At 65.5% G+C, this 20,137-nt stretch carries 20 protein-coding genes and 1 pseudogene; 9 read left to right on the forward strand and 12 right to left on the reverse strand.

From position 1 onward, the window contains the following. Nucleotides 1-21 precede the first annotated feature (21 nt). From ACOGJC_RS03505 to ACOGJC_RS03520, 4 genes and pseudogenes are all read left to right on the forward strand, one after another. Nucleotides 22-1,254: an RDD family protein gene (locus ACOGJC_RS03505; RefSeq protein WP_419847123.1), complete on the forward strand. Its 1,233-nt coding sequence runs from the start codon at nt 22-24 to the stop codon at nt 1,252-1,254. Nucleotides 1,255-1,266: 12 nt separating this feature from the next. Continuing rightward, a pseudogene (locus ACOGJC_RS03510) lies at nt 1,267-1,353 on the forward strand (DUF2510 domain-containing protein); the annotation flags it as partial. Between the two features lie 147 nt (nt 1,354-1,500). Further along, nucleotides 1,501-1,908, forward strand: coding sequence for an RDD family protein (locus ACOGJC_RS03515; RefSeq protein ID WP_419848190.1), 408 nt, complete (start codon nt 1,501-1,503; stop codon nt 1,906-1,908). Between the two features lie 73 nt (nt 1,909-1,981). Then, nucleotides 1,982-2,722, forward strand: coding sequence for an RDD family protein (locus tag ACOGJC_RS03520; protein ID WP_419847124.1), 741 nt, complete (start codon nt 1,982-1,984; stop codon nt 2,720-2,722). Nucleotides 2,723-2,752: 30 nt separating this feature from the next. On the opposite strand, the gene ACOGJC_RS03525 is transcribed toward ACOGJC_RS03520, so the two are convergent. Genes ACOGJC_RS03525 through ACOGJC_RS03535 form a run of 3 tightly spaced genes read right to left on the reverse strand, consistent with a single transcriptional unit; the run spans nt 2,753 to nt 5,452 of the window. Then, complete coding sequence (locus ACOGJC_RS03525) at nt 2,753-3,709, reverse strand: LLM class flavin-dependent oxidoreductase (RefSeq protein ID WP_419847125.1); 957 nt, start codon at nt 3,707-3,709, stop codon at nt 2,753-2,755. Between the two features lie 5 nt (nt 3,710-3,714). After that, complete coding sequence (locus tag ACOGJC_RS03530) at nt 3,715-4,566, reverse strand: TIGR03619 family F420-dependent LLM class oxidoreductase (protein WP_419847126.1); 852 nt, start codon at nt 4,564-4,566, stop codon at nt 3,715-3,717. Nucleotides 4,567-4,609: 43 nt separating this feature from the next. After that, on the reverse strand, nt 4,610-5,452 hold the full coding sequence (locus tag ACOGJC_RS03535; protein WP_419847127.1) for an SDR family oxidoreductase: 843 nt from the start codon (nt 5,450-5,452) through the stop codon (nt 4,610-4,612). An 86-nt stretch (nt 5,453-5,538) separates the two neighbouring features. Here ACOGJC_RS03535 and ACOGJC_RS03540 point away from each other — a divergent pair, with 86 nt between their 5' ends. Continuing rightward, nucleotides 5,539-6,345 (forward strand): SDR family NAD(P)-dependent oxidoreductase, encoded by an 807-nt coding sequence (locus ACOGJC_RS03540; RefSeq protein ID WP_419847128.1) that lies wholly within the window; start codon nt 5,539-5,541, stop codon nt 6,343-6,345. On the opposite strand, the gene ACOGJC_RS03545 is transcribed toward ACOGJC_RS03540, so the two are convergent. From ACOGJC_RS03545 to ACOGJC_RS03565, 5 genes are read right to left on the reverse strand one after another with little or no spacing between them, the layout of a single operon-like run. Continuing rightward, nucleotides 6,342-7,514 (reverse strand): acyl-CoA dehydrogenase family protein, encoded by a 1,173-nt coding sequence (locus ACOGJC_RS03545; RefSeq protein WP_419847129.1) that lies wholly within the window; start codon nt 7,512-7,514, stop codon nt 6,342-6,344. The genes ACOGJC_RS03540 and ACOGJC_RS03545 overlap by 4 nt on opposite strands. A gap of 52 nt (nt 7,515-7,566) precedes the next feature. Next, nucleotides 7,567-10,002: a CaiB/BaiF CoA transferase family protein gene (locus ACOGJC_RS03550; protein WP_419847130.1), complete on the reverse strand. Its 2,436-nt coding sequence runs from the start codon at nt 10,000-10,002 to the stop codon at nt 7,567-7,569. Between the two features lie 8 nt (nt 10,003-10,010). Then, the gene (locus tag ACOGJC_RS03555) at nt 10,011-10,913 is read right to left on the reverse strand and encodes a cyclase family protein (RefSeq protein WP_419847131.1); all 903 of its coding nucleotides are present in this window, start codon (nt 10,911-10,913) and stop codon (nt 10,011-10,013) included. A 53-nt stretch (nt 10,914-10,966) separates the two neighbouring features. After that, complete coding sequence (locus tag ACOGJC_RS03560) at nt 10,967-11,650, reverse strand: DUF3159 domain-containing protein (protein WP_419847132.1); 684 nt, start codon at nt 11,648-11,650, stop codon at nt 10,967-10,969. A 20-nt stretch (nt 11,651-11,670) separates the two neighbouring features. Then, entirely contained in the window at nt 11,671-12,408 is a 738-nt protein-coding gene (locus tag ACOGJC_RS03565; RefSeq protein WP_419847133.1) for a maleylpyruvate isomerase family mycothiol-dependent enzyme, read from the reverse strand. A 68-nt stretch (nt 12,409-12,476) separates the two neighbouring features. Here ACOGJC_RS03565 and ACOGJC_RS03570 point away from each other — a divergent pair, with 68 nt between their 5' ends. Beyond that, nucleotides 12,477-12,881 (forward strand): hypothetical protein, encoded by a 405-nt coding sequence (locus ACOGJC_RS03570; protein WP_419847134.1) that lies wholly within the window; start codon nt 12,477-12,479, stop codon nt 12,879-12,881. A gap of 35 nt (nt 12,882-12,916) precedes the next feature. Here ACOGJC_RS03570 and ACOGJC_RS03575 read toward each other — a convergent pair whose 3' ends face one another. Continuing rightward, nucleotides 12,917-14,134: a hypothetical protein gene (locus tag ACOGJC_RS03575; RefSeq protein ID WP_419847135.1), complete on the reverse strand. Its 1,218-nt coding sequence runs from the start codon at nt 14,132-14,134 to the stop codon at nt 12,917-12,919. Between the two features lie 10 nt (nt 14,135-14,144). Beyond that, nucleotides 14,145-15,326, reverse strand: a complete 1,182-nt coding sequence (locus tag ACOGJC_RS03580) for a hypothetical protein (protein ID WP_419847136.1) — start codon at nt 15,324-15,326, stop codon at nt 14,145-14,147. 31 nt (nt 15,327-15,357) lie between these two features. Here ACOGJC_RS03580 and ACOGJC_RS03585 point away from each other — a divergent pair, with 31 nt between their 5' ends. Together ACOGJC_RS03585 and ACOGJC_RS03590 are read left to right on the forward strand one after the other, a co-directional pair. After that, a complete protein-coding gene (locus tag ACOGJC_RS03585; RefSeq protein ID WP_419847137.1) occupies nt 15,358-16,176 on the forward strand; it encodes a formate/nitrite transporter family protein in 819 nt (272 codons plus the stop codon). Between the two features lie 63 nt (nt 16,177-16,239). Further along, the gene (locus ACOGJC_RS03590) at nt 16,240-17,145 is read left to right on the forward strand and encodes an SDR family NAD(P)-dependent oxidoreductase (RefSeq protein ID WP_419847138.1); all 906 of its coding nucleotides are present in this window, start codon (nt 16,240-16,242) and stop codon (nt 17,143-17,145) included. Between the two features lie 24 nt (nt 17,146-17,169). Here the strand turns inward: ACOGJC_RS03590 and ACOGJC_RS03595 are convergent, their stop codons facing one another. Beyond that, a complete protein-coding gene (locus ACOGJC_RS03595; protein ID WP_419847139.1) occupies nt 17,170-17,757 on the reverse strand; it encodes a TrmH family RNA methyltransferase in 588 nt (195 codons plus the stop codon). Between the two features lie 66 nt (nt 17,758-17,823). Between ACOGJC_RS03595 and ACOGJC_RS03600 the strand changes: the two genes are divergently transcribed. Next, nucleotides 17,824-19,092, forward strand: a complete 1,269-nt coding sequence (locus ACOGJC_RS03600) for a branched-chain amino acid ABC transporter substrate-binding protein (protein WP_419847140.1) — start codon at nt 17,824-17,826, stop codon at nt 19,090-19,092. 17 nt (nt 19,093-19,109) lie between these two features. Here ACOGJC_RS03600 and ACOGJC_RS03605 read toward each other — a convergent pair whose 3' ends face one another. Next, nucleotides 19,110-20,135: an acyl-CoA dehydrogenase family protein gene (locus ACOGJC_RS03605; protein WP_419847141.1), complete on the reverse strand. Its 1,026-nt coding sequence runs from the start codon at nt 20,133-20,135 to the stop codon at nt 19,110-19,112. Nucleotides 20,136-20,137: the final 2 nt, after the last annotated feature.

The following is a 20,137-nucleotide window of genomic DNA, read 5'->3' on the forward strand; positions in this document are numbered from 1 at the left end:
CTATTGGCCCCCAACTGAGTTGTGAGCAACCCCGCTTGGCTTCCTGACCCCACCGGGCGTCACCAGTACCGCTGGTGGGACGGCGAAAGGTGGACCCACCATGGCGCCGACGACGGCGTTGCCACCAGCGATCCGGTCACAGGCCTCGACGCCCTGCCTACCCCTTCTGATCCACAGGCCGCTGAGGCGGGACAATTTCATTTCGGCGGCCGAATGGCCGAATTCGGCGACGGGCGGAGCGTGACGCTGGCCAGTCCCGGCGCTCGGCTCGGGGCGAAGCTCATCGACTCTTTCCTGGTCTCCACGCCACTTGCATTCCCCGCATTCTTCACAACAGAAGGGGACATCAACTGGGGCGATTTCGCCGGTATTTTCGTAACGTCACCAACCGTTGAAGATTGGATTTTCTTCGGGGTGGTGTTGTTCATCAGCTTCGTCTACGAGGTCGCGTTCACTGCCACAAAGGGCCAGACCTTGGGCAAGATGGCCGCGGGGATCAAAATGGTAGGAATCAAGGACGGCAGCATCCCCGGTGTCGGCATGGCGCTGCGCAGGTGGTCTATCCCCAGTTTGCTGGGCCTGGTCCCCTTCGCCGGGTTGATCTTGGCCCCACTGTGCTTTCTCGCTCTGACCTGGCACCGGGACCGCCGAGGATGGCACGACTTGGCCGCAGGCACCATGGTCGTCAAAGTGAACCGGGCTGCCTCCCCCAAAGCGGCCTGGGCCCGCACAAGAACCGGCCAACCGGTCTTACTGGCCACCCCAGGCGCCCGACTCGGAGCCCGAATGATCGACTTCTTGGTCATGTCTTTCTTTTGGCTTGCCCTGATTTTCCCCATTGGCTTCGCTCTCGATGCCCTGGACTTTTGGGACGACCAATCCTGGCCCGGGACAGCGATCTATTGGCTCATAGTTGCCCCCGTTTTCATTGTTGGCTTGCTCTACGAGGTCACGATGATCTCGGCTGGAGGGCGAACACTGGGGAAGATGGCCACTGGAATCCATGTCATCCGCAAAGACACTGGAGGCAGGCCAGGACCCAGCCGATCGATCCGTCGCTGGGTCATACCTGGGCTGCTGCTTCTGATCCCATTCGTTGGATGGCTGGCGACGCTGTTTTGCCGTCTCTCCCTCACCTGGGGCAAAGAGCGTCAGGGTTGGCACGACAAGGTCGGGGGAACCCTCGTCGTTGTGAGGCAATCCCGACAACCAACCACCGGGCTGGCAAGTGTCGAATTGCCAGCCCACGGCTAGCCTGAGTCCGCTATGGGTGTTTCTTCTTGGGAGCCCGACCCGACCGGTCGCCACCAGTACCGCTGGTGGGATGGTGAGAATTGGACCGACCAAGTCGCCGACGACGGGGTCCAGTCGGTCGATCCCGTCAGTTCCACTGAGGCAGGGCTCCCCCTAGAAACGCCCCCGTCAGCGCCACCGCCTGCTGGCCCGACTTCAGAAGAGTTCGACAGCGGCCTCAGCATTGAGCAACCCGAGTTGTCGAGAATGCTGGCGTCCCGAGGTCAGCGTTTCGGGGCCCTGTTTCTCGAGCTCCTGCTGGCCGTAGTCACACTGTTGATCGGCTGGCTGATTTGGTCGCTGATCGTCTACGCCCGAGGCCAGTCGCCAGCCAAGCAGGTGCTGAAAATGAGGGTGATCCGTCTGGAAAGCCGTTGTTCGGCCGATTGGGGATGGATGGCCCTGCGCGAATTGGTGCTGAAGGCGGCGGTCATCTTCTTCTTGGCCGGTGTTTTTCTTTTGGGCATCATCTGGGTCATCGTCAATGGCATCGTCCTGCTGAACAACGACCGCAATCAGACGGTGTGGGACAAAATGCTGAAGACCGTGGTCATCAGCGACCCCCACAACCTCTTCAAACCGGTCCCTCAGGCGCGCTATCCACAAGGCAGCTAACGCCGATGTCACCTAGGTCGACGCAGACTGAGCCACGGGTCGGTTGACAGCCACCGGTTAGCCTGACCTCCGCATGAGCAACCCCGCTTGGGAGTCGGATCCCACCACCCGCCATGAGTACCGCTGGTGGGATGGCGAGAAGTGGACAGAGTATGTGGCCGACGACGGGGTCCAATCGCTGGACCACCTAACCGGGGCGGAGAATCTCAAACCGCCGAAGAGCCGAACAGCCCCGCCAGCACCTCAGACATCGAATCAATCCGACCAGAGCACCCCGGATTCTCGCCAGTCCCAGGAACTGGCTACTCGCTTTGCCCGATTCGGCGCCCGGCTCATCGATGGGCTCATATTCGTGGCATTCACCATTGCCTTGCTCTTTGCCCTTCACTTCATCGATGTCAAGCCGATGCCACTCGACGAACTATCCGACTCAGACACTGCCGATGAGTTCTTCGACCATTTGCAGGACTATTCCGAGAGCATTCAGTCGGTGGGCATCTGGCTAGCTGCCATAGGGGCTATCTACGAGATTGCATTCACAGCAATGCGGGGTCAGACACCGGGGAAAATGGCTACCAGAATCCAGGTAGTTCGAGCCGACGACCTCTTCCAGCCTGAATGGGGCCGGCCTCCGACATGGGGCAGTTCACTCGGTCGCTGGGCCCTGCCATTTGTTCTGGGTCTTCCTGCATGGTTTGTTCCGTACGTTGGAGAGATTCTGGTGCTGCTTTGCTACCTCTCCCTCGTGTGGGATCGAGACCGCCAGGGTTGGCATGACAAGGCCGCGAAAACGTTCGTCGTCAAAAAGCAATAAAGCGAGAGCATCCGACGCTCAGGCGCGGCGTTATGAACCGGAGATCATCCTTTTCAGGGGTCCCACGAGTTCGCCGTGGAGGTCGAGCTGGTCGCGGATGTAGCCGGGGGACAGACCGACTACGTGGATGCGGATGTTGATGGTGTCGGTGCCGGTGGCGGCCATCTCGGCGTGCAATCGCTCGGCGACTTCGGCGCCGTCGTCGGCCAGAACGGTGTTGGCGCCTTGGTCCCAGCGGGCCATGGTGCCCTCGGTGGTGTAGGTCCGGTATAAGTCGAGCTGGTTGTCGACGGCCTCGCCGGGGGGGCCGCCGATCCACACTCGGCGGATCAGGATCTTGGGGCCGGTCCCCCCGGCCTCGTCGTAGGCATCCGACAGCGCCCGGACGTGGTCTGTGGCTTGGAGGCTGTCGTAGAGGATTCCCAGACCAAGCCTGGCGGCCCGACGGACGGCGGCGAGCGACTGGGCAGCCGCCACCATCGGTACCGGGTGATCGGCGCAGGCGGCGATAGCCCGATCGCTGGCCAGCGGAGGGTCGGCCTCCCCGCGCAACGCGGCCACCACCTTGGGGAGGGCTTCTTTGAACCGCGGAGTGATCTCGTCGAACGGGACCTCAGCTAGTTCGAAATCGACCGGCAGCGCCCCTGACGCGAACCCTGCTCCCACCCGACCGGGAAACGCCGCGGCCAGCCAGGCCACTTCCTCCGCGATGAGCGGGTAGGGCTTCATCGGCAACAGCAGCGGGCAGGGCGCGGCCCATCCCGAGGGCATGGCCGCCAGCAGAAATCCGGCCATCTGCTGAGGGTTGGGAAAATAACCCGGGAATCCGGCGTGGTGCTCCGACACCATTACTCCGTCGTAGCCCACCTCCACCGCCCGGCAAGCCAAGGAGCGCACCTCGTCCAACTGCTCGGCGGCGGGGCCGTCGTGGGGATACAGCCGCAGCGACACCGAGCCCTTGGCCAGCGGTGGTGCGGTGTCAACCATGGAGTTCAGCGCCGGATGAAGGCGTCGGCGAAGCGACCGAGGGCGTCGCGCTTGGCCTCGATGGATGCGTGAGTCGGGTCGCCGGGGTACCAGGGCATGGCGATGGTGGAGGTGACCCCGTGCTCGTTCATCTTGTCATGCAGCCGGGGAGACGGTTCGGCGTTAGGGATCACCATCGTCTCGAACGGACCGTCTTCCTTGCCGGCCTCCTTGCGCAGCTCGCCCAGGCGGTCGAGCAGGCGGTGGATCTCAGACAGGTCGTAGTTCATGCCCACCCAGCCGTCGTTGCGAACCGCACGGGCCAAAGCGGCCTCTGACTTGCCTCCGACCCACACCGATACCGGCGCCTCGGGCTGGGGGTACATACCGGTGGAGCCGAAGTCGAAAAACTCGCCGTGGAACTCGGCGGTGCCGTCGCGCCAAAACCGGCGGCAGATCTCGATCATCTCGTCGGTGCGCCGCCCCCGGCTGCTGGGGTCCGCTCCCAGCAGCTCGATCTCCTCCCGCAGCCAGCCCACCCCTATGCCCAGCCGGAGCCGGTTGTTGGATAGCAGCGACAGAGTGGCGACTTGGCTGGCCACCGAGAATGGGTCGCGCATGGGCAGGATGTACACGTAGGTGAGCACCTCCAGCGTGGTGGTGGCGCTCAGCATGGCCGACGCGGTGATCAGCGGGTCTGGGAACGGCGAGGTGTGGCTGAAGGGGTTCTCGCCCGACGGGTGTACCGAAGCGAACCCCTCGGGAACGGCCACGTGGTCGGCCAGCGCCACTCCGGTGAGCCCCTCGGCCTCAGCGGCTCGAGCGATGTCCACCAGCTGGTCGGTGTCCTCGAACATCACCGCGGCGTAGTACTTCACTGGCCTCTCCTTCTTTCGGCACCCGCTGAGCCGCCTTGGCCAGTCATGATCCCGGTATGTCGCCCAGCATTACGTCGCGGCCCAACGCGGGCTCGATAAAGGAGCCGAAATAGGGTCCCCGCCGCAGACTGTGGCCACCGTCGATGTTGATGCACTGCCCGGTGATCCATCGGGACTCGGGACCGATCAGAAATCGGGCCAGGTGGCCCACGTCTTCGGGATACCCCACATCGGCCATGGGAGTGTTCTCGATGTAGCTGTCGTACACCTCGCCGTCTCGGGGGATGCCTTCCATGATCTCGGTGGCGATGAAACCGGGGCGGATGGCATTGAACCTGATGTTGGCCGCGCCATACTCATCGGCCGCGTTCCGCATGATGGCCTCGATGCCCGCCTTACCGGGGGTGTAGGCCCCAAAGTACATGTGGGTCACGTGACCGGCAATCGAGGACATGCCCACGAACGACCCACCCCCGGCGGCCCTCATCAGGGGTACCGAATGCTTGACGGTGAGCATGGTGCCCAGCACATTGAGGTGCAACACCCGCAGGAACTCGTCGGTGTCCTGGAGGTGGTAGGGGCCCATTCCGCCGCCCCCGCCAGCGTTGGCCACCACCCCATTCAGTGTCCCGGTGGGCTCGGCGGCGGCAGCCACTGCGGCAGCCACCGAGGACTCATCGGTCACGTCGGCCACCACGTAGGCCACGCTGCCCCCGTTGCCAGCTTCTTTGCTGATGCGTTCGGCCGAATCGGCCAGCTTCGACTCGGTACGCCCGCAGATGGTCACCGCAGCGCCGTCGGCAGCCAGCGCCGCCGCACAGGCATGACCGATTCCTGTGCCGCCACCCGTCACCAGCACTCCATATCCCTTCACGCCATCTGCCATGATTGCTCCCTGATGAATCGCACAAGGCATCTTCACCTTGTGCGGTTGATTGATCTCAGCAGCCGCAAAGGTAACAGGAGGATCTGATGAAGGCAGACGCGCTGGACGCATTCCGGTTGGACGGCAAAGTCGCGGTGATCACCGGGGCGGCCTCGGGCATAGGTGAGGCCACCGCCGAGCTGTTTGCCGCCGCCGGAGCCAAGGTGGTGTGTGGCGACCTGGACGGCGAGGGGGCCGAGAGCACCGTCAAGGCCATCCGCGAGGACGGGGGCGAGGCCATCGCCCAAGCCTGCAACGTGACCTCCCGCGACGAGGTGGACGCCCTGGTGGCCCGAGCAGTGGCCGCCTATGGCGGACTCGACATCATCGCCAACGTCGCCGGCGCCATGTTCCCCGGTTTGATCGAGGACCTCACCGACGAGGACATCGACCGGGGCATCGACCTCAACCTCAAAGGGGTGCTCTACGGCTGCCAGGCGGCCATCGGGGCGATGAAGGACGATGGCGGCGGGGTGATCCTCAACGTGTCTTCCGGGGCCATCGATCTGGCCTATGAGGGCATCGGGGTGTACGCCTTCACCAAGGCGGCGGTGGCCATGCTGGGCCGCACTTTGGGGCTGGAAGTGGGGCGCTACGGGATCCGGGTTTGCACCCTGGCCCCGGGCAGCACGCTCACCAACTTCACCACTTGGCGCCTGCACAACGAAGACGGCACCCTGAATCAGGAGGCCTATGACGAGTTCTTGGACTACGCCCGGGACTTGTCCCCCATCGGCGCTCTCGGCGAAGCCATCGACCAGGCCTACCTGATGCTGTACTTGGCCTCAGACGCCGGCAAGTTCACCACCGGCAACGTCTTCCGCTCCAACGGCGGCCAGACCACCACCTTCTAGCGAGGCGACCGGGGCAACCCCATCCCCGCGGTGGCGATGATGTCGCGCTGGACCTCGTTCACTCCCCCGCCGAAGGTTCCCACCGGCGCTCCCCGGTAGGCCCGCTCCAGCTCGCCGGCGAGCACCGCCTCCGGCGTGCCCTTCACGAGGTATGACCGCTGTCCCAGCACCTCCATGAGGGACTGGAACGACTTCACCTTCAGCTCCGTGCCGAACACCTTCATGGCCGAGGCATCGGCCGGCTTCAGCTCGGTGTCTTCCAGAGCGGCGGCCACCTTCCAGTTGTACATCTTGAGCGCCTCGTTGCGGGCGTACACCTCGGCCAGTGCCAGGCGCACCCACTCCTGATCGATCACCCGGCGACCGTCGTCCAGGGCGGTCTGGCGGGCCCAGTCCACCACCCGGCGCAGCGGCCCGTCGATGTTGCCGGCCGGGGCCAGCCCCACCCGCTCGTGGTTGAGCTGGGCGGTGATGAGTTTCCAGCCTCCGTTGACTTCGCCGATGCGGGCCCAGTCGGGCACCCGGATGTCGTTGTAGTAGGTGGCGTTGGTGTGGCCCCCGCCCAACAGCCAGATGGGGGTGTGGCTGAACCCGTCCAGGGTGGTGTCCACCGCGAAGATCGTGATGCCCTTGTGCTTGGGCACGTCGGGATCGGTGCGGGTGGCCAGCCATATCCAGTCGGACTCGTGGCCGCCGGTGGTCCAGATCTTCTGGCCGTTGATGATCCACTCGTCGCCGTCGCGCACCGCCCGAGTCTTGAGCGAAGCCAGGTCGGTGCCTGCGGTGGGCTCGGAGTAGCCGATGGAGAAGTGCAGTTCGCCGGCCAGGATCTTGGGCAAGAAGAACGCCTTTTGCTCCTCGGTGCCGTACACGTTCAGGGCCGGCCCCACCGTGTTGAGGGTCACGAACGGCAGGGGCACACCAGCCCGGTTGGCCTCCTCGAAGAAGATGAGCTGCTCCAGCGGGGTGTAGCCCTGTCCGCCCCACTCCTTGGGCCAGCCCACCCCCAGCCAGCCGTCCTTGCCCATCTGGCGGACGGTCTCTCGGTAAACCTCCCCCGCCCGTCTGCCTTCCATGGCGTCCCGACGCTCGGGGGTCATCAGGTTCTCGAAGTAATTTCGCAGCGTGGCTTGCAGCTCGAGTTGGCTTTCGGTGAGGTCGAGGAACATCGACGGAAACCCTATTGTCCTTCAGGCCGCGATCCGCAGCCCGGAGTCGTCTTCAGCCCGCATGGGCGGGACGGGTGCCGATGACTTTGGCTTCGGCTAGGCGGGCGATCTCGGAAGCGTCGAGGCCGAGCACGTCGCGCAAGATCTCCTCGTTGTGCTCGCCCAGGGTGGGGGCGGGGCGACCCAGGCGGTGGTATTGGCCGTTGAACCGGCCGGGGAAGCTGGGATAAGGCACTCGACCAACAACTACGTGGTCCATCCACTGTTGGTGGCCCCGGGCGACAAGCTGAGGGTTGTCAACCGACTCCCGGCCACTGATAACCGGGGCGGCGGGCACACCGGCTTCAAGGAGCTCGTCCACCGCGGCATCGCGGTCCCGATCGGCCACCCATGCGCTGATGGCAGCGTCGATCTCGTCGTGGTGGGCATGGCGCTCATCCCGGCTGGCCCACGCCACCCAATCCTCACGCCCAAGCAGGTGGGCCAATGCGGGCCATTGGGCATCTTGGTCCACTGAGATCACCACCCACCGGTCTTCGCCCGGCGCGGCGTAGATGCCCTGGGGGGCGGAGTAGGGCGAGCGATTGCCTTGGCGTTGGAGGAGCTGTCCGTAAGCCGACCACTCGATCACCTGCTCAGCCGCCGCATTCAGCCCGGCCTCGATCAGGGGAACTTCTACCAGCTGCGCCTCACCGGTCTGGGCTCGGTGCTCGACGGCCAGCAGCGTGGCGAACACCGCGTGCATCCCGCCGAGTTGGTCGCACATCCCCCGGGGCACCAGCGGCCGCCCCTCGGGATCGCCGGTGAGGAAGGCCAGGCCGCTGGCCTGCTCGATAGTCATGGCGAAGCCGGTGCGATCGCGCCACGGCCCATCGAGCCCGAAGGCCGGCATCCGAACCATGATGGCGTTGGGGTTCAGACGGTGAACCTCGTCCCAGTCCAAGCCGAAGTTCTCCACTACCCGGGGGGAGTAGTTCTCGATCACGATGTCGGACATCTCGACGAGCCGCTTCACCTGAGCTAGACCGTCGTCGCTGGACAAGTCCAGCGTCACCGAGCGTTTGCCGGTGTTGGCCCCGTGGGTAACCGGGCTCCACTCCCACAAGTCCTCGCGTTGGAGCCCGCTGGCATAGCGCATCCCGTCGCACCGCTGGATGGACTCCACCTTTATGACGTCGGCCCCCAGGGCGGAGAACAGGCACGACGCAACCGGCCCGGCCCAGAACGTGGCCAGATCGCACACCCGGAGCCCGGCCAGCGGAAGCGACGGCTCAGTACGGGCGGGTAGCGGGGTCGGGGCCCGACTGGTAGCGCCATTCGCCCCGAGCAGTGCATCGCCGGCTTCTCCCAATTCAGGGGCAGGCCACACTGGGCGAGACGGCCGAGCACTGAGCTTGTAGGGCACTCGAGGTTGGGTGAACCCGCCGGGGTTATGCACGTAGACGCCCCGCTCGGCGAAGTGGTCGATCTGGGCGACCCGACTGCCGTCGCCGATCGGGGCCACCGGCACCCGCAGCAAGGTGGCCTTCTCTACGATCTCGTCCACGGTGTGGGCTTGGGTATATCGGGCGATGCGCTCCCAAACCTCGTTGCGGTTGTCCATCCGGCCATCTCCGCTGGCCAGCTTCGGATCGTCGGCCATTTCAGGGTCGTCGATGACCACGCAGAAGTCCTTGAACTGCTGGCCGGTGATGGTGCAAAACCCCACCCAGCCGTCTTTGGCCTGCTCAATGGAGGGGATCTCGATGGAACGAGTGGCCCCAGTGCGGGACTCGGGGGCGTAGGTGGCGTAGAGGTGGGCATAGACAATGAAGCTGGTGGTCATGGCCTCGTAGGCCGACACGTCGACATGCTCGCCCTGGGCGTTGTCCCGTCGGGCAGACATCAGAGCGGCCAGTCCCAGTGCGCTTGCGTTTGCTGCTGTCAGGAACTCACCAAGCTTGCCCCCCACCCCGAGGGGCATTTCCCCGGGAATGCCCCGGCTGTGGGTGGAACCCACCCAGGATTGGAGGGTGAACTCGTTGGCCGGGCGCTGGTCCCACGGCCCGCCTCGGCCCCACGGCGAGATCGACAGCAGCACCAGGGCCGGATTCTGTTCGGATAGCTCGGCGTGGCCCAGCCCCATCGACTCGATGGTCCCGGAACCCAAATCCTCCACTACCAGATCGGCGGTGGCAGCGAGCTTCAAGAACCGGTCCCGGCCCCCGGAATCATCCAAGTCGATCACCACGCTGCGTTTGCCCGCGTTGAGGAATTGGAAGAAGGCGCCGTCACCGGAATCGCCGCCCGCGGGCGAGCCCGATGCCGACCACGACCGCAATCGATCGCCGCCGGGAGGTTCGACCTTGATCACCTCGGCACCGGCGTCGGCGAACAGCTTGGCGGTGTAGGCCCCGCCAATGGTGCGCGAGAGCTCCAGCACCCGCACTTGGTCGAGCACCGCCCCTTCAGGGGTGCCCAGCAGGCCACCTCCGGCCATCTCGGGCATGGGCAGAGCTACCCGATGACCACAGGGTTGATGGGGCTGCCGGTGGCGCCGGTCACGTTGAGGGGCGACACGGTCATGAAGCCCTCGTGGCATCCGTCGGCGGCCATTTCAGAGAAGCTCAAGAACTCCAGCATGTAGATGCCCGCTCCCACCAGCAGGATCTTGTGGACGGTGAGAAAGTCGTTCTCGTCGAACGGGATGACCTCGATGGCGGCATTGTCAGACCCGACGGCCACGACATCCCTTTCAGCCAGCCACCTGGCCCCGTCGTTGTTGATGCCCGGCTGGGCGAAGGGCTGTTCGGCGTTGGGATCGGCCTCAATTGACCACCACATGTCGAGATAGCCGGTACGGATCAACACGATGTCGCCCGCTCGAACTGGGGTGCCCTGAGCCTCCGCGCAGGCCGCCATGTCGGCCCCGCTGATCGGCGTGCCCGCCTCCAGCCACTTGTCGGCGCCCATGTGGGCCACCATGTCGAGCAGCACAGCCCGCCCGGCGATAGCCCCCACCTTCTCGATGCCCAGTCGGGAAGCCCCGGTGTGGGTCTTCATGGCCTCCTTGGAGAAGCCGTTGTAGTGCTTGTCTTGGCCGTACACATGGCACAGAGCGTCCATGTGACTGGTGGTGTGGGAGGCGAACACCAAGACGTCCTCATGGGCCCCGGTGCCGTCGTGGCAGCCGTAGGCCGCATAGATGCCCTCATCGGAGGCGTTTTGAAGGGTGAGCCGCATGGGCGTCCCCCGGTAGTCCATGATGGGCACGCCCTGCGACTGGATCGGGATGCCCAACGGGTACACCTTCCCGGTGGTGATCGAGGCACTGGCCTCCTTCACCACGTCGGGAGTGAGCAGATTCAGCGCCCCCCGCTCATCCTCGTCGCCCCATCTTCCCCAATTGTTCTCTCCCATGGCCGAGACTCTAGTTACGGCGGTGTCGCCCGGTCACCCCAGCCTGCCGGTCTTTACTCCGAGGACGACGGCGGCCTCATGCCCAGGTCTTCCAAACGCCGCTCCACCAACGGCATCAAGCCGGGGAAGCCGGGGATGCGGCGGAGACGGCGGTCAAGGTACAAGCCCACGCCCAGGATCGTGGCGATCGATGCCCCCCAGTTGACCCCCAAGCGGATGAGCACGAACTTGTTGACCGAGGCGTTCTGAAGCAGCCAGGTGTCGAATCCTGCGCTGGCGAACACAATCAAAGCCACCGCGATGGAGACCCGTCGGGTGGCGGCTCGGTATTCGGGGTGGGACTTGGTGTCACGGTCGATCGGCACGAGATAGGGAAGGGCGTAGCCGGTGGCGTTGCGCCTCATGGCTGCCGATACCAGCAGCGCCAGCGCGGCCAGCGCCTTGGCCGAGATACCGATGCCGAAGTACACCTCCTCGCTGTCGTAGATGATGCCCAAAGTGCCCCGGATCAGCAGGTACACCACGATGATCGGCATCACCCTCCCGAGGGGCAGACCCCGGCGGTATCGGCTGACCTGGGCTTTGACGGCCCACAGCGTCATGGCCGCGATGGCAGGGATCAAGCCGAAGGCGCTGTTGAGCACCAAAAACAGCACGACCGGCATGTACTGGTCGAACACATCGGCCCGGGTGGGGACCGACGGCATCGGCGCCGGTGAGGATGCGTCGTCGGCCATTGTCGGGTTACTCGGCGGCTCTACCGGGACAGGGCGAACCAGGCGCGGGCGGCGTCTGCGTCGCCGAAGGTCTCCACGCCGGGGCTGTCCAGCCCGATGCGCTCCCACGACAGCAGCAGCAGGTCGGTTCCGCTGGCCCGCACGGCGGCGTCGCCCTTGGAGTGCTCGAGGCTCATCTTGATGCGGCCGCCGTCGTTCACCAGCAGCCACTCCCCCTCACCGTCGGTGCGGTGCAGATGGAGGCTGGCGTCGGGCAGGGTCATGTTCCAGTTGGCCACCGCGAACGGCAGCACCACCTCGAACAGCTCGCTCACCCCGTCGGCCCCCAGGTCGGAGTCGATGGTGTCGGACTGGCCGAAGGCAGCTTCGGCATCCCAGCGGTGTACGGCGGTCTCGTGGGCCATCCGGCGGAAATAGAAGGCCATGGTGCTCTGGCCGGTCCAGGTCCACACCGCCTCGTCGGGATCGGCACCATCCAACGCCTCCTGCACGAATCGGTGCCCTTCCTCGAACCATTCCCCGATGGCGTCGCCCTCGGGGGGACGGGGGATCTCATCGGCGGGAATCATCTCGGTGGCTCGTTCGGCCACGTGGCGCCCCACCGAGCGGTACACCCGGCCCACGTGGGCCAGCAGCTTGTGCATCGTCCATCCCGGGCATGACGGCACCTCTGCGTCGATGTCCCTTCGCCCGGCAGCGGCGATGGCCTCGCCGTCGGATCGCAGGGCTTGCTGATAGACGGCTCGGTCGATGCTCATGGCGCGACGGTACCAATCGCAGACCGCCGAACTGCTACTAGCTCGACGCGGTTTGCTAGAACCGAGTCATGATCGAAGCCAATTGGGACCTCGACGCGCTCCGAGCCTTCCTTCACATATTGGGCGCCTCGGTGTGGGTGGGCGGCCAGGTGATAGTGGCCGCCCTGGTGCCGGCCTTGCGCAAGGTGGGGCCAGAGGCCACTCAGGCGGTGGCCCAACAGTTCGGAAGGGTGGCGTGGCCGTTCTTCGCCCTGTCGGTGGCCACCGGGCTCTGGAACATCTTCGAGGTGGATTTCGCCGACGCGGCCACGAGCTATCACGTGACTTTCGGCGTCAAGTTCGTGCTGGTGATCGCCACCGGGCTGGCTGCCTGGCTGCACACCAAGGCCACCGAACGCCGCCACATCGCCATGCTGGGTTCGGTGGCAGGCGTGACTGCTATCGCCGCGCTGCTCTTGGGCGTGACCCTGTAGGGCGGGAGCAAGTCCTCAGCGGCCCAGCGGCAGCCTCATTCTCTGACCCTGACGAAATCGGGGACGGCGAGAACCATGCCAACCTCGAAAGCCTCCCGGGCCTCCACCAGAGCCTCCAGCGCCGAACTAGCCATATCGTGCGCAGCCCGAGTTTCGATCAGGGCCTCGGCGCCCACCGCGGCTCGGGCCTCGATCAAGGCATCGGCCGCTACGGCTCGGACTTCGGCCAATACGCCTTCCACCGCCTCGTAGGCAGCCTTGCAGCTAAGAAGGTCGTTGGTCACTTCGACAACCACATCCACAGCGGCGTCATAGGCGTCCGGCGACGTCTCGTCGGAGTCGCCGAGGGCCGCGACCATGGCCGAGGCGGCATAGGGATCGCTGTCTTCGCGGTGGACGTCGACCGCGGCCTGGACCTCCCCCAGGGTTATGGCCGCCTTGGCGAAGGCCATCCGCACCTCGGCGAGGAGGTCCCATACGTCGTTCGTCACGGTGGCGTTGTACGCCGATCGCACAACGCGCAGTTCGGCCAAAGCAGCCCTGACATCGCCCACCCGGTCCATCTGGGCCTCGGCGGCCAGATGAATCTGGATGTCGGCCGCGATGGCAGTTTGCCAGTCGGTGCCGATTTCCTGCCGGTAAGCCTCCAGGGCCTCCAGCAAGGTGATCAGGGCATCGGCCACGTCGCGATAAGCGCCCCGGGCCTCCGTCAACACGCTCAGGCTTTCTGCCAGTGTGATGTAACCGTCGTCGGAACCGTTACCTGTATCGGCGGTCACGCCGTTTCGACGCTCCTCGGCCAAAGAACTCAAGGCGTCCACAAGCGCATCGAAGGCGCTGCTGGACGAGGTGTCTGCGCCTTCGTCTGTGCCTCGTTCGGGCAAAGTGTGGGCGCCTTCTGTGGCGGCACTGGCTCCCATGCTTTCGTCGCCCTCCTCAGTGGCGGCGTAGGCCGAGGCGATCTCGGCAACGGTTTGGCGGGCCGCCTCGGCAAAGACGGCTGTCTCCCGCCTTGCCCGACGAGCTGAGACCGCGGCCCAAACTGCGGTCAGGTCGGCCTCGACGGCTGCGGCGTCGGCCTCGTCGTCCCAATTGGCCATGCTGGCGAAGAACCCGGCCCTTTGCGCGGCATCAGCCGCCTCGCCCACAAGAGCGAAGGTGCTGCGAATGGCGTCAGCGGCTCGGGCATAGAAGCCCGAATCGCCCATCACACCCCCTGGGGGCAGCTCAATGCTCAGCTCAGGCTCAGACATGGCCGTCACGCTATTCGAGGTCTCCGAAAATCTCAGGGAGAGTGAAATCGAATCCCACTTCGAAAGCGGCCCGAGCTCCGAACAGGGCGTCCATGGCGGCGCTGGCCGTGTCGTACGCAGCCCTGATCTCAAAGAGGGCCTCAGCACCGACCACTGCTCGGGCCTCAATCAAGGCGTCAGCGGCAACTGCCCGGTTCTCCACCAGCAGGGCATCGACCGTGTCGCAGGCGCTCTGGGCCCGTCGCCGATGCTCCTTGGCCTCGATGACCACATCTCGGGCTGCGTCATAGACGTCGGTCGGAGTCCCCGAGTCGCTGAACGAATACGCCAAAGCCGAAGCGGCGTGAACGTCGTCGGCGCCGCCGTGATCGCCAGCGGCAGCCTGGATCTCGAACACAGTGGAAGTGGCCGCGGCCAGATTGGCCTGAGCCTCAGCCAAGGCGCTCCACAGACCGTCGGCGACTTCCGCGTTGTAGGCCGTTCGGGTTACCGCCAGCGTGGTCACCGCGGATCGGAACTCGCCGACGAACGACGACCGGATGTCATCGGCCAGAGCGGCCCCGATATCGGCAGCCACCGCGGTTTGCGAGGCCGCTTCCGACTCCTTCAGGTATGCGGTTCGAGCGTTGGCCAGCAGAATCAGAGCCTCATCGACGTCTCGATAGGCCGTACGGGCGTCAGCGAGCACCGACAGGGTCTGGGCCAGCTTGCTGTAGCCATCGTCTTCGCCGCGGCCGGCCTCATTCTCCCGCTGCTCGGCGAGCGCAACGAGCGCACCGGACAAGTGGCCCGAGAACGACCCCTCTTCTTCCCCATCCTCCTCGACGGCATCGGCCTCTTCGGCACCGGTATCGCCGATTGAAATGCTTGGCATTGCGGGCGCGGCAAACGCCGCAGTCACCTCGGCCAGCGTTTGCCGGGCGGCGTCGGCATAGGCGGCGACCGCTTCTTTGGCCCGCAGAGCCTCGGCCATCGCCATGACCGCGGCCTTGCCTGCATCATGGGCCGAGGCGTCGGCTTCGTCGGTCAGATCGTCGATATCGGCGAAGAATCCGGCTCGTTGGGCCGTGTCGGCCGCCTCCCCGATCTGGGCGCAGGCACTGCGCAAGGCCTCTACGGCACCGGCGTAATACCGGGAGTCGGAGATAACGCCCCCGGCAGAGAACTCCATACTTGCGACCGAATCAGCCATGCCTACACGCTAGTTGGGTAAGAATAGGAACATGTCGGAAGCCCTGACTCCAGAGGAGATTGCCCGGAAGATCAAGCGAGCCGGGATCGGCAAGGCCAAGTTCGACCTGGCCCAGACGACCATCCTCGGCATCATGGCCGGGGCGTTCATCGCCTTGGGCGGTGTTTTCGCCCTCACCATCGCGGTCAGCCCCGAGTTGGGCACTGGCCCGGCCCGGCTGCTCATCGGCGTGGGATTCTCCCTGGGGCTGTTCTTGGTGGTGGTCACCGGGTCGGAGCTGTTCACCGGCAACAACCTCATGGTGGCCAGTTTCTTCAGCCGCCGCATCAGCGGCCGCGAGCTCACCCGCAACTGGGCGCTGGCGTTTGCGGCCAACCTCATCGGCTCGCTGGTGATCGTGTTCTTGCTGTACTACAGCCGGTGGTGGGCCCAGGGAGACTTCTCCTTCTCGGTGCGGACCATCCAGATCGCCAACGACAAGGTCAACCTCTCCTTCGGGACCGGGTTCGTGCGGGGGCTGATGGCCAACATGCTGGTGTGCTTGGCGGTGTGGATGGCGGTGGCCGGCCGCACCCTGGTGGACAAGATGATCGGGATCATCCTGCCCATCACCGCCTTCGTGGCCGCCGGCTTCGAGCACAGCATCGCCAACATGTTCTTTTTGCCCCTGGGCTGGCTGGTGTCCACCGACGCCGACGCCCTGGCCGCCGCCGGGCTCACCTCCGAGCAGATCAGCCGCCTGAACTTCCCCTGGGTAGTCCACAACCTCGCCGCCGTCACCCTCGGCAACATCATCGGCGGCGTCCTAGTAGGCCTCGCCAACTGGACCGTCTACCTGCGACGGCAGTAGCAGCCCGTCCACCAACGTCTCCACTTCGAAAGGCCGCTGCCACCGGCGGCTACTGTGCCAGCCATGAGCAAGAGGCTGGATGGAAAAGCGGCGATGGTTACGGGGGCGGGGAATGGGATTGGGCGGGCTATTGCGCTCTTGTTGGCGGAGCATGGGGCTCAGGTGGTGGTGAACGATCTGGGGACCGACGAGGCGGGCGACGGGGCCGATGATTCCCATGCGGCTCGGACGGTGGCCGAAATTGAGGCGGCGGGGGGCACGGCGGTGGCCAACCACTCAGACGTGGCTTCCTTTGAGGGGGCTGGGGCGGTGGTGCAGCAGGTGGTGGATACCTATGGGCGCATCGACATCGCGGTGAACTGTGCGGGGGCGGCTATCGAGGGGTCGATCTACGAGATGGCGCCCGAGCTCTACCACAAGACCATCGCCTTGCAGATGTCCCAGAAGTGGTTCATCGCCCGCCACGCGGTGCCGCTGATGGTGGGCCAGGGCTGGGGCCGGGTGGTGAACACCACCTCGCACGGGGCGCTGGGCGATCTGGGCCAGCCGGCGTTCGCCGCGGCCATGGGCGGGGTGATCTCGATGACCAAGGCGCTGGCCACCGAAACGGCGGGCACTGGCGTCACCGTGAACTGCCTGGCGCCGGGGGCGGCCACTCGGCTGCACGCCAAATCGCACGACGGCTTCAAGGCCTGGCACGAGCAGGGGATCATCGACGACGAGATGTGGCAGAGCTACCTCACCACTCCCCCACCCGAGTACGTGGCCCCCGCGGCGGTGTGGATTTGCACCGACGCGGCCGACTACATCAGCGGCCACGTGGTCCATGCGGCCGGGGGCCAAGTGGCGGTTTTCAACGAGTTGCGGGAAGAGCGGGCCATCTACCGGGGCGACCACGCCGAGGTGGACCCGTGGACCTTGGATGAGCTCGACCACCTCTTCCCCCGCAACCTATTGCCCCGGCCCTGAATATCGGCTGGGTCGCCCCAGCAATCAGAGGGCGTGCTGACAAACCCAGCGGTGCATGGCGATGCCCGAGGCGACGCCGGCGTTGATGGAGCGGGTGGAGCCGAATTGGGTGATGGCCAGCACGCTCTCACACACCTCTATCGCCTCCGACGACAGGCCGGGTCCTTCCTGGCCGAACAGCAGCACACAGCGCTCGGGCAGCGAGTAGCTCTCGATGGGCTCAGAACCGGGGCCGTTGTCAATGCCCAGGATCGGCAGCTCGGCTTCGGCAGCCCAGGCCACCATGTCGTCCAACTCGGGGTGGTGCAGCACGTGCTGATAGCGGTCGGTGACCATGGCCCCCCGACGGTTCCAGCGCCGACGGCCCACGATGTGTACCGCGGCGGCTCCGAAGGCGTTGGCGTTGCGGACCATGGTGCCGATGTTGAGGTCGTGCTGCCAGTTCTCCACCGCCACGTGGAATCCGTGGCGGCGTTCGTCAAGGTGAGCCACGATGGCCTCGTGGCGCCAGAAGCGGTAGGCGTCCACCACGTTGCGGGTGTCGCCGCCCTCCACCAACTCGGGGTCGAGGTGGGGCGGCAGGCGTTCAGCCCACCGCCGCTGCGTCCGCACCCTCGTACCTGTCGACACCCATCGGATGACCGTACCAATTCGTCGAGAATCGACTAGAAACTGCCCATGGTTAACCGCCTTGTTACTGCTGGCACATCGATCCTGCTGGCCATTTGCCTGCTGGCATCAGCGTGCAGCGACGCTGACGGCCCCGCCCTCGGCGACAGATCACTCGGGGTCATCACCGTCCGCCCGGGCGATGCTGTCCAGATCCGGTCGCTCAGCTCATTCGACATCCCCGGCGCCGGCGCACGGGACTACATCGATGCCGTCGAGCTCGCCATCGAGGACTACGGGCCGATCCACGGCGGGTTCGCAGTCGAGCTGGGCGACGGCATCAACGACCTGTGCACGGCCGACGACGGTCCGCTAGCAGCCCAGGCCGTGCTGGCCGATGCGAGAACCGTGGGGGTGATCGGCTCGTCCTGCTCGGTGACCGCCATCGCTGCCGCACCGCTGATCACCGCCGCCGGGCTGGTGATGATCTCCATGTCGAACACCTCGCCGCAGCTCACCTCCGACCTGGCCGGCACCCCCAGCCAGCACTACCTGCCGGGGTACTACCGCACGGCGCACAACGACCTCTATCAGGGCGAGGCGGTGGCGGCCTTCCTGCACGACACCCTCGGCCCCCAGAATGTGGCGGTAGTCCATGAGGGCGACGCCTACACTGAAGGGCTGGCCCAGGCGTTCCGCAGCTCGTTCGAGGGCCACGGCGGCACCATCACCCATTACATCGAGATCGACTCAGACACGACGGATCTGGTTGAGGTGCTGACCCCGATCGCAGCCGACGAGCCCGATGCGCTGTTCTTCCCGCTCTACCAGGACACGGGGGCCGACCTCATCGAGGTCTTGAGACAGCACGGGGGTTTCGAGGACACCGTGCTGGTCTTTGCCGACGGCGTGCTCCACTACTCCTTCATGGAGCTGGAGTTCTCCGCCGGGGTGTACATCTCCGGTCCCGACCTGGACTTCCGCGACAATGCCAACCAAGCCACCGGCATGAACGCCGAGGAAGCTGTCAAGCGTTTCGCAGACATGACAGGAGCGCCTCCCGTGCGGGCCTTTTGGGCCCACGCGTACGACGCCACCACGCTGCTGTTGGACGCCGTCACCGCCGCCTCGCGGGTGGAGCGCGGGAAGTTGGTGATCGACCGGGCCGGAGTCCGCCAGTACCTCGATCAAGTTGCCGGATACCAGGGCATCATCGGCGAAATCAACTGCGACGCGTTCGGGGACTGCGGATCGGGGAAGATCTCCGTCATCCAGCACCTCGACCCCGAGAATCCCGACGCCACTTGGGACAACGTGGTCTACCAGTTCTCCCCGTAAACGCCCGCCACAAACCTCTAGACCATCGCGGCGATGCGCTCGGCGTGGCGGTCCAGCGAACCGAAGCACGGGGTGAGCGCCCAGGCCCGCTTGAGGTAGAGGTGGGCGTCGATCTCCCAGGTGAAGCCCATGCCACCGTGAATCTGCACGCAGTCTTTGCCGTTGTGGTCGGCGGCCTCTGCGGCCAATATGCGGGCGCCCGATATCGCTCGAACCATGTCCTGCTGCTCCTCGTCGCCCAACGTGTCTCCTTTGAAATTCGTGCAGCCGTGGAAGAACAGATAGTCGCCGGGGCTCGAGGGCAGGCCAGGCCCCATCGTGGCGTCCATCACGCAGCCGGCGTAGTACAGGGCGGCTCGGGCCACTTCTTCTCTGCTGTACATGTCGGCGCACTTGTGCTTGATGGCCTGGAACTGGCCGATGGGCTTGCCGAACTGCTGGCGCTCCTGGGCATAGGCCACGGCCAGCTCTCTAGCGCCCGTCGCCAGGCCCACTTGGAGGGCTGAGCACAAGAACACCGCCCGGTTGGCCCAGCCGTAGGTCATCTCAGCTACCTGTTCACCCTGGGGCAGTTCGGCCACCCGGCCCACCGGAGTGAGCGGGTCCACCGACTGGGCCGGCTCCACTGACAGCTCGGCGGCATCCACCCGCCACACCCCGTCGCCGTCGAGCACCAACAGGGCGTCAAGCACGTCGGGGTACTCCACCAAGGCGGGACCATCGGTGCGCTCGATGAGGCCGACCACCGCGTCATCGACCACCCCGGCAGCCAACAGAGTGCCCACCAGGGGTCCAGGCACCAGGGCTCGGCCCAGTTGCTCGAACACCAGTCCTGCCTCGGCCCACCCCAAGCCGACGCCGCCGTCTTCCTCGGGCACTACCAGCGAGAACACGCCGGTGTCGGCCAGCTCGCCCCACAATTGGCGGTCCACTCCGCCGCAGTCGGCCAAGCCCCGCACGGTGTCGATGTCGAAGCGGCCCTGGCACAGATCCCAGATGCCGTCGCACAGCGCTACTTGATCGTCGGATAGCTCGAAGTCCATAC

The organism is Candidatus Poriferisocius sp. (genome assembly GCF_965204015.1).
Lineage (GTDB): Bacteria > Actinomycetota > Acidimicrobiia > Acidimicrobiales > Bin134 > Poriferisocius.

What these genes read in the sequence shown, in the direction of transcription:
- ACOGJC_RS03515 (WP_419848190.1), top strand. Translation starts at nt 1,501, where the DNA reads ATGCTGGCGTCCCGAGGTCAGCGTTTCGGGGCCCTGTTTCTCGAGCTC.
- ACOGJC_RS03520 (WP_419847124.1), top strand. Translation starts at nt 1,982, where the DNA reads ATGAGCAACCCCGCTTGGGAGTCGGATCCCACCACCCGCCATGAGTAC.
- ACOGJC_RS03525 (WP_419847125.1), bottom strand. Translation starts at nt 3,709, where the DNA reads ATGGTTGACACCGCACCACCGCTGGCCAAGGGCTCGGTGTCGCTGCGG.
- ACOGJC_RS03535 (WP_419847127.1), bottom strand. Translation starts at nt 5,452, where the DNA reads ATGGCAGATGGCGTGAAGGGATATGGAGTGCTGGTGACGGGTGGCGGC.
- ACOGJC_RS03540 (WP_419847128.1), top strand. Translation starts at nt 5,539, where the DNA reads ATGAAGGCAGACGCGCTGGACGCATTCCGGTTGGACGGCAAAGTCGCG.
- ACOGJC_RS03545 (WP_419847129.1), bottom strand. Translation starts at nt 7,514, where the DNA reads ATGTTCCTCGACCTCACCGAAAGCCAACTCGAGCTGCAAGCCACGCTG.
- ACOGJC_RS03550 (WP_419847130.1), bottom strand. Translation starts at nt 10,002, where the DNA reads ATGCCCGAGATGGCCGGAGGTGGCCTGCTGGGCACCCCTGAAGGGGCG.
- ACOGJC_RS03555 (WP_419847131.1), bottom strand. Translation starts at nt 10,913, where the DNA reads ATGGGAGAGAACAATTGGGGAAGATGGGGCGACGAGGATGAGCGGGGG.
- ACOGJC_RS03560 (WP_419847132.1), bottom strand. Translation starts at nt 11,650, where the DNA reads ATGGCCGACGACGCATCCTCACCGGCGCCGATGCCGTCGGTCCCCACC.
- ACOGJC_RS03565 (WP_419847133.1), bottom strand. Translation starts at nt 12,408, where the DNA reads ATGAGCATCGACCGAGCCGTCTATCAGCAAGCCCTGCGATCCGACGGC.
- ACOGJC_RS03570 (WP_419847134.1), top strand. Translation starts at nt 12,477, where the DNA reads ATGATCGAAGCCAATTGGGACCTCGACGCGCTCCGAGCCTTCCTTCAC.
- ACOGJC_RS03575 (WP_419847135.1), bottom strand. Translation starts at nt 14,134, where the DNA reads ATGTCTGAGCCTGAGCTGAGCATTGAGCTGCCCCCAGGGGGTGTGATG.
- ACOGJC_RS03580 (WP_419847136.1), bottom strand. Translation starts at nt 15,326, where the DNA reads ATGGCTGATTCGGTCGCAAGTATGGAGTTCTCTGCCGGGGGCGTTATC.
- ACOGJC_RS03585 (WP_419847137.1), top strand. Translation starts at nt 15,358, where the DNA reads ATGTCGGAAGCCCTGACTCCAGAGGAGATTGCCCGGAAGATCAAGCGA.
- ACOGJC_RS03590 (WP_419847138.1), top strand. Translation starts at nt 16,240, where the DNA reads ATGAGCAAGAGGCTGGATGGAAAAGCGGCGATGGTTACGGGGGCGGGG.
- ACOGJC_RS03600 (WP_419847140.1), top strand. Translation starts at nt 17,824, where the DNA reads ATGGTTAACCGCCTTGTTACTGCTGGCACATCGATCCTGCTGGCCATT.
- ACOGJC_RS03605 (WP_419847141.1), bottom strand. Translation starts at nt 20,135, where the DNA reads ATGGACTTCGAGCTATCCGACGATCAAGTAGCGCTGTGCGACGGCATC.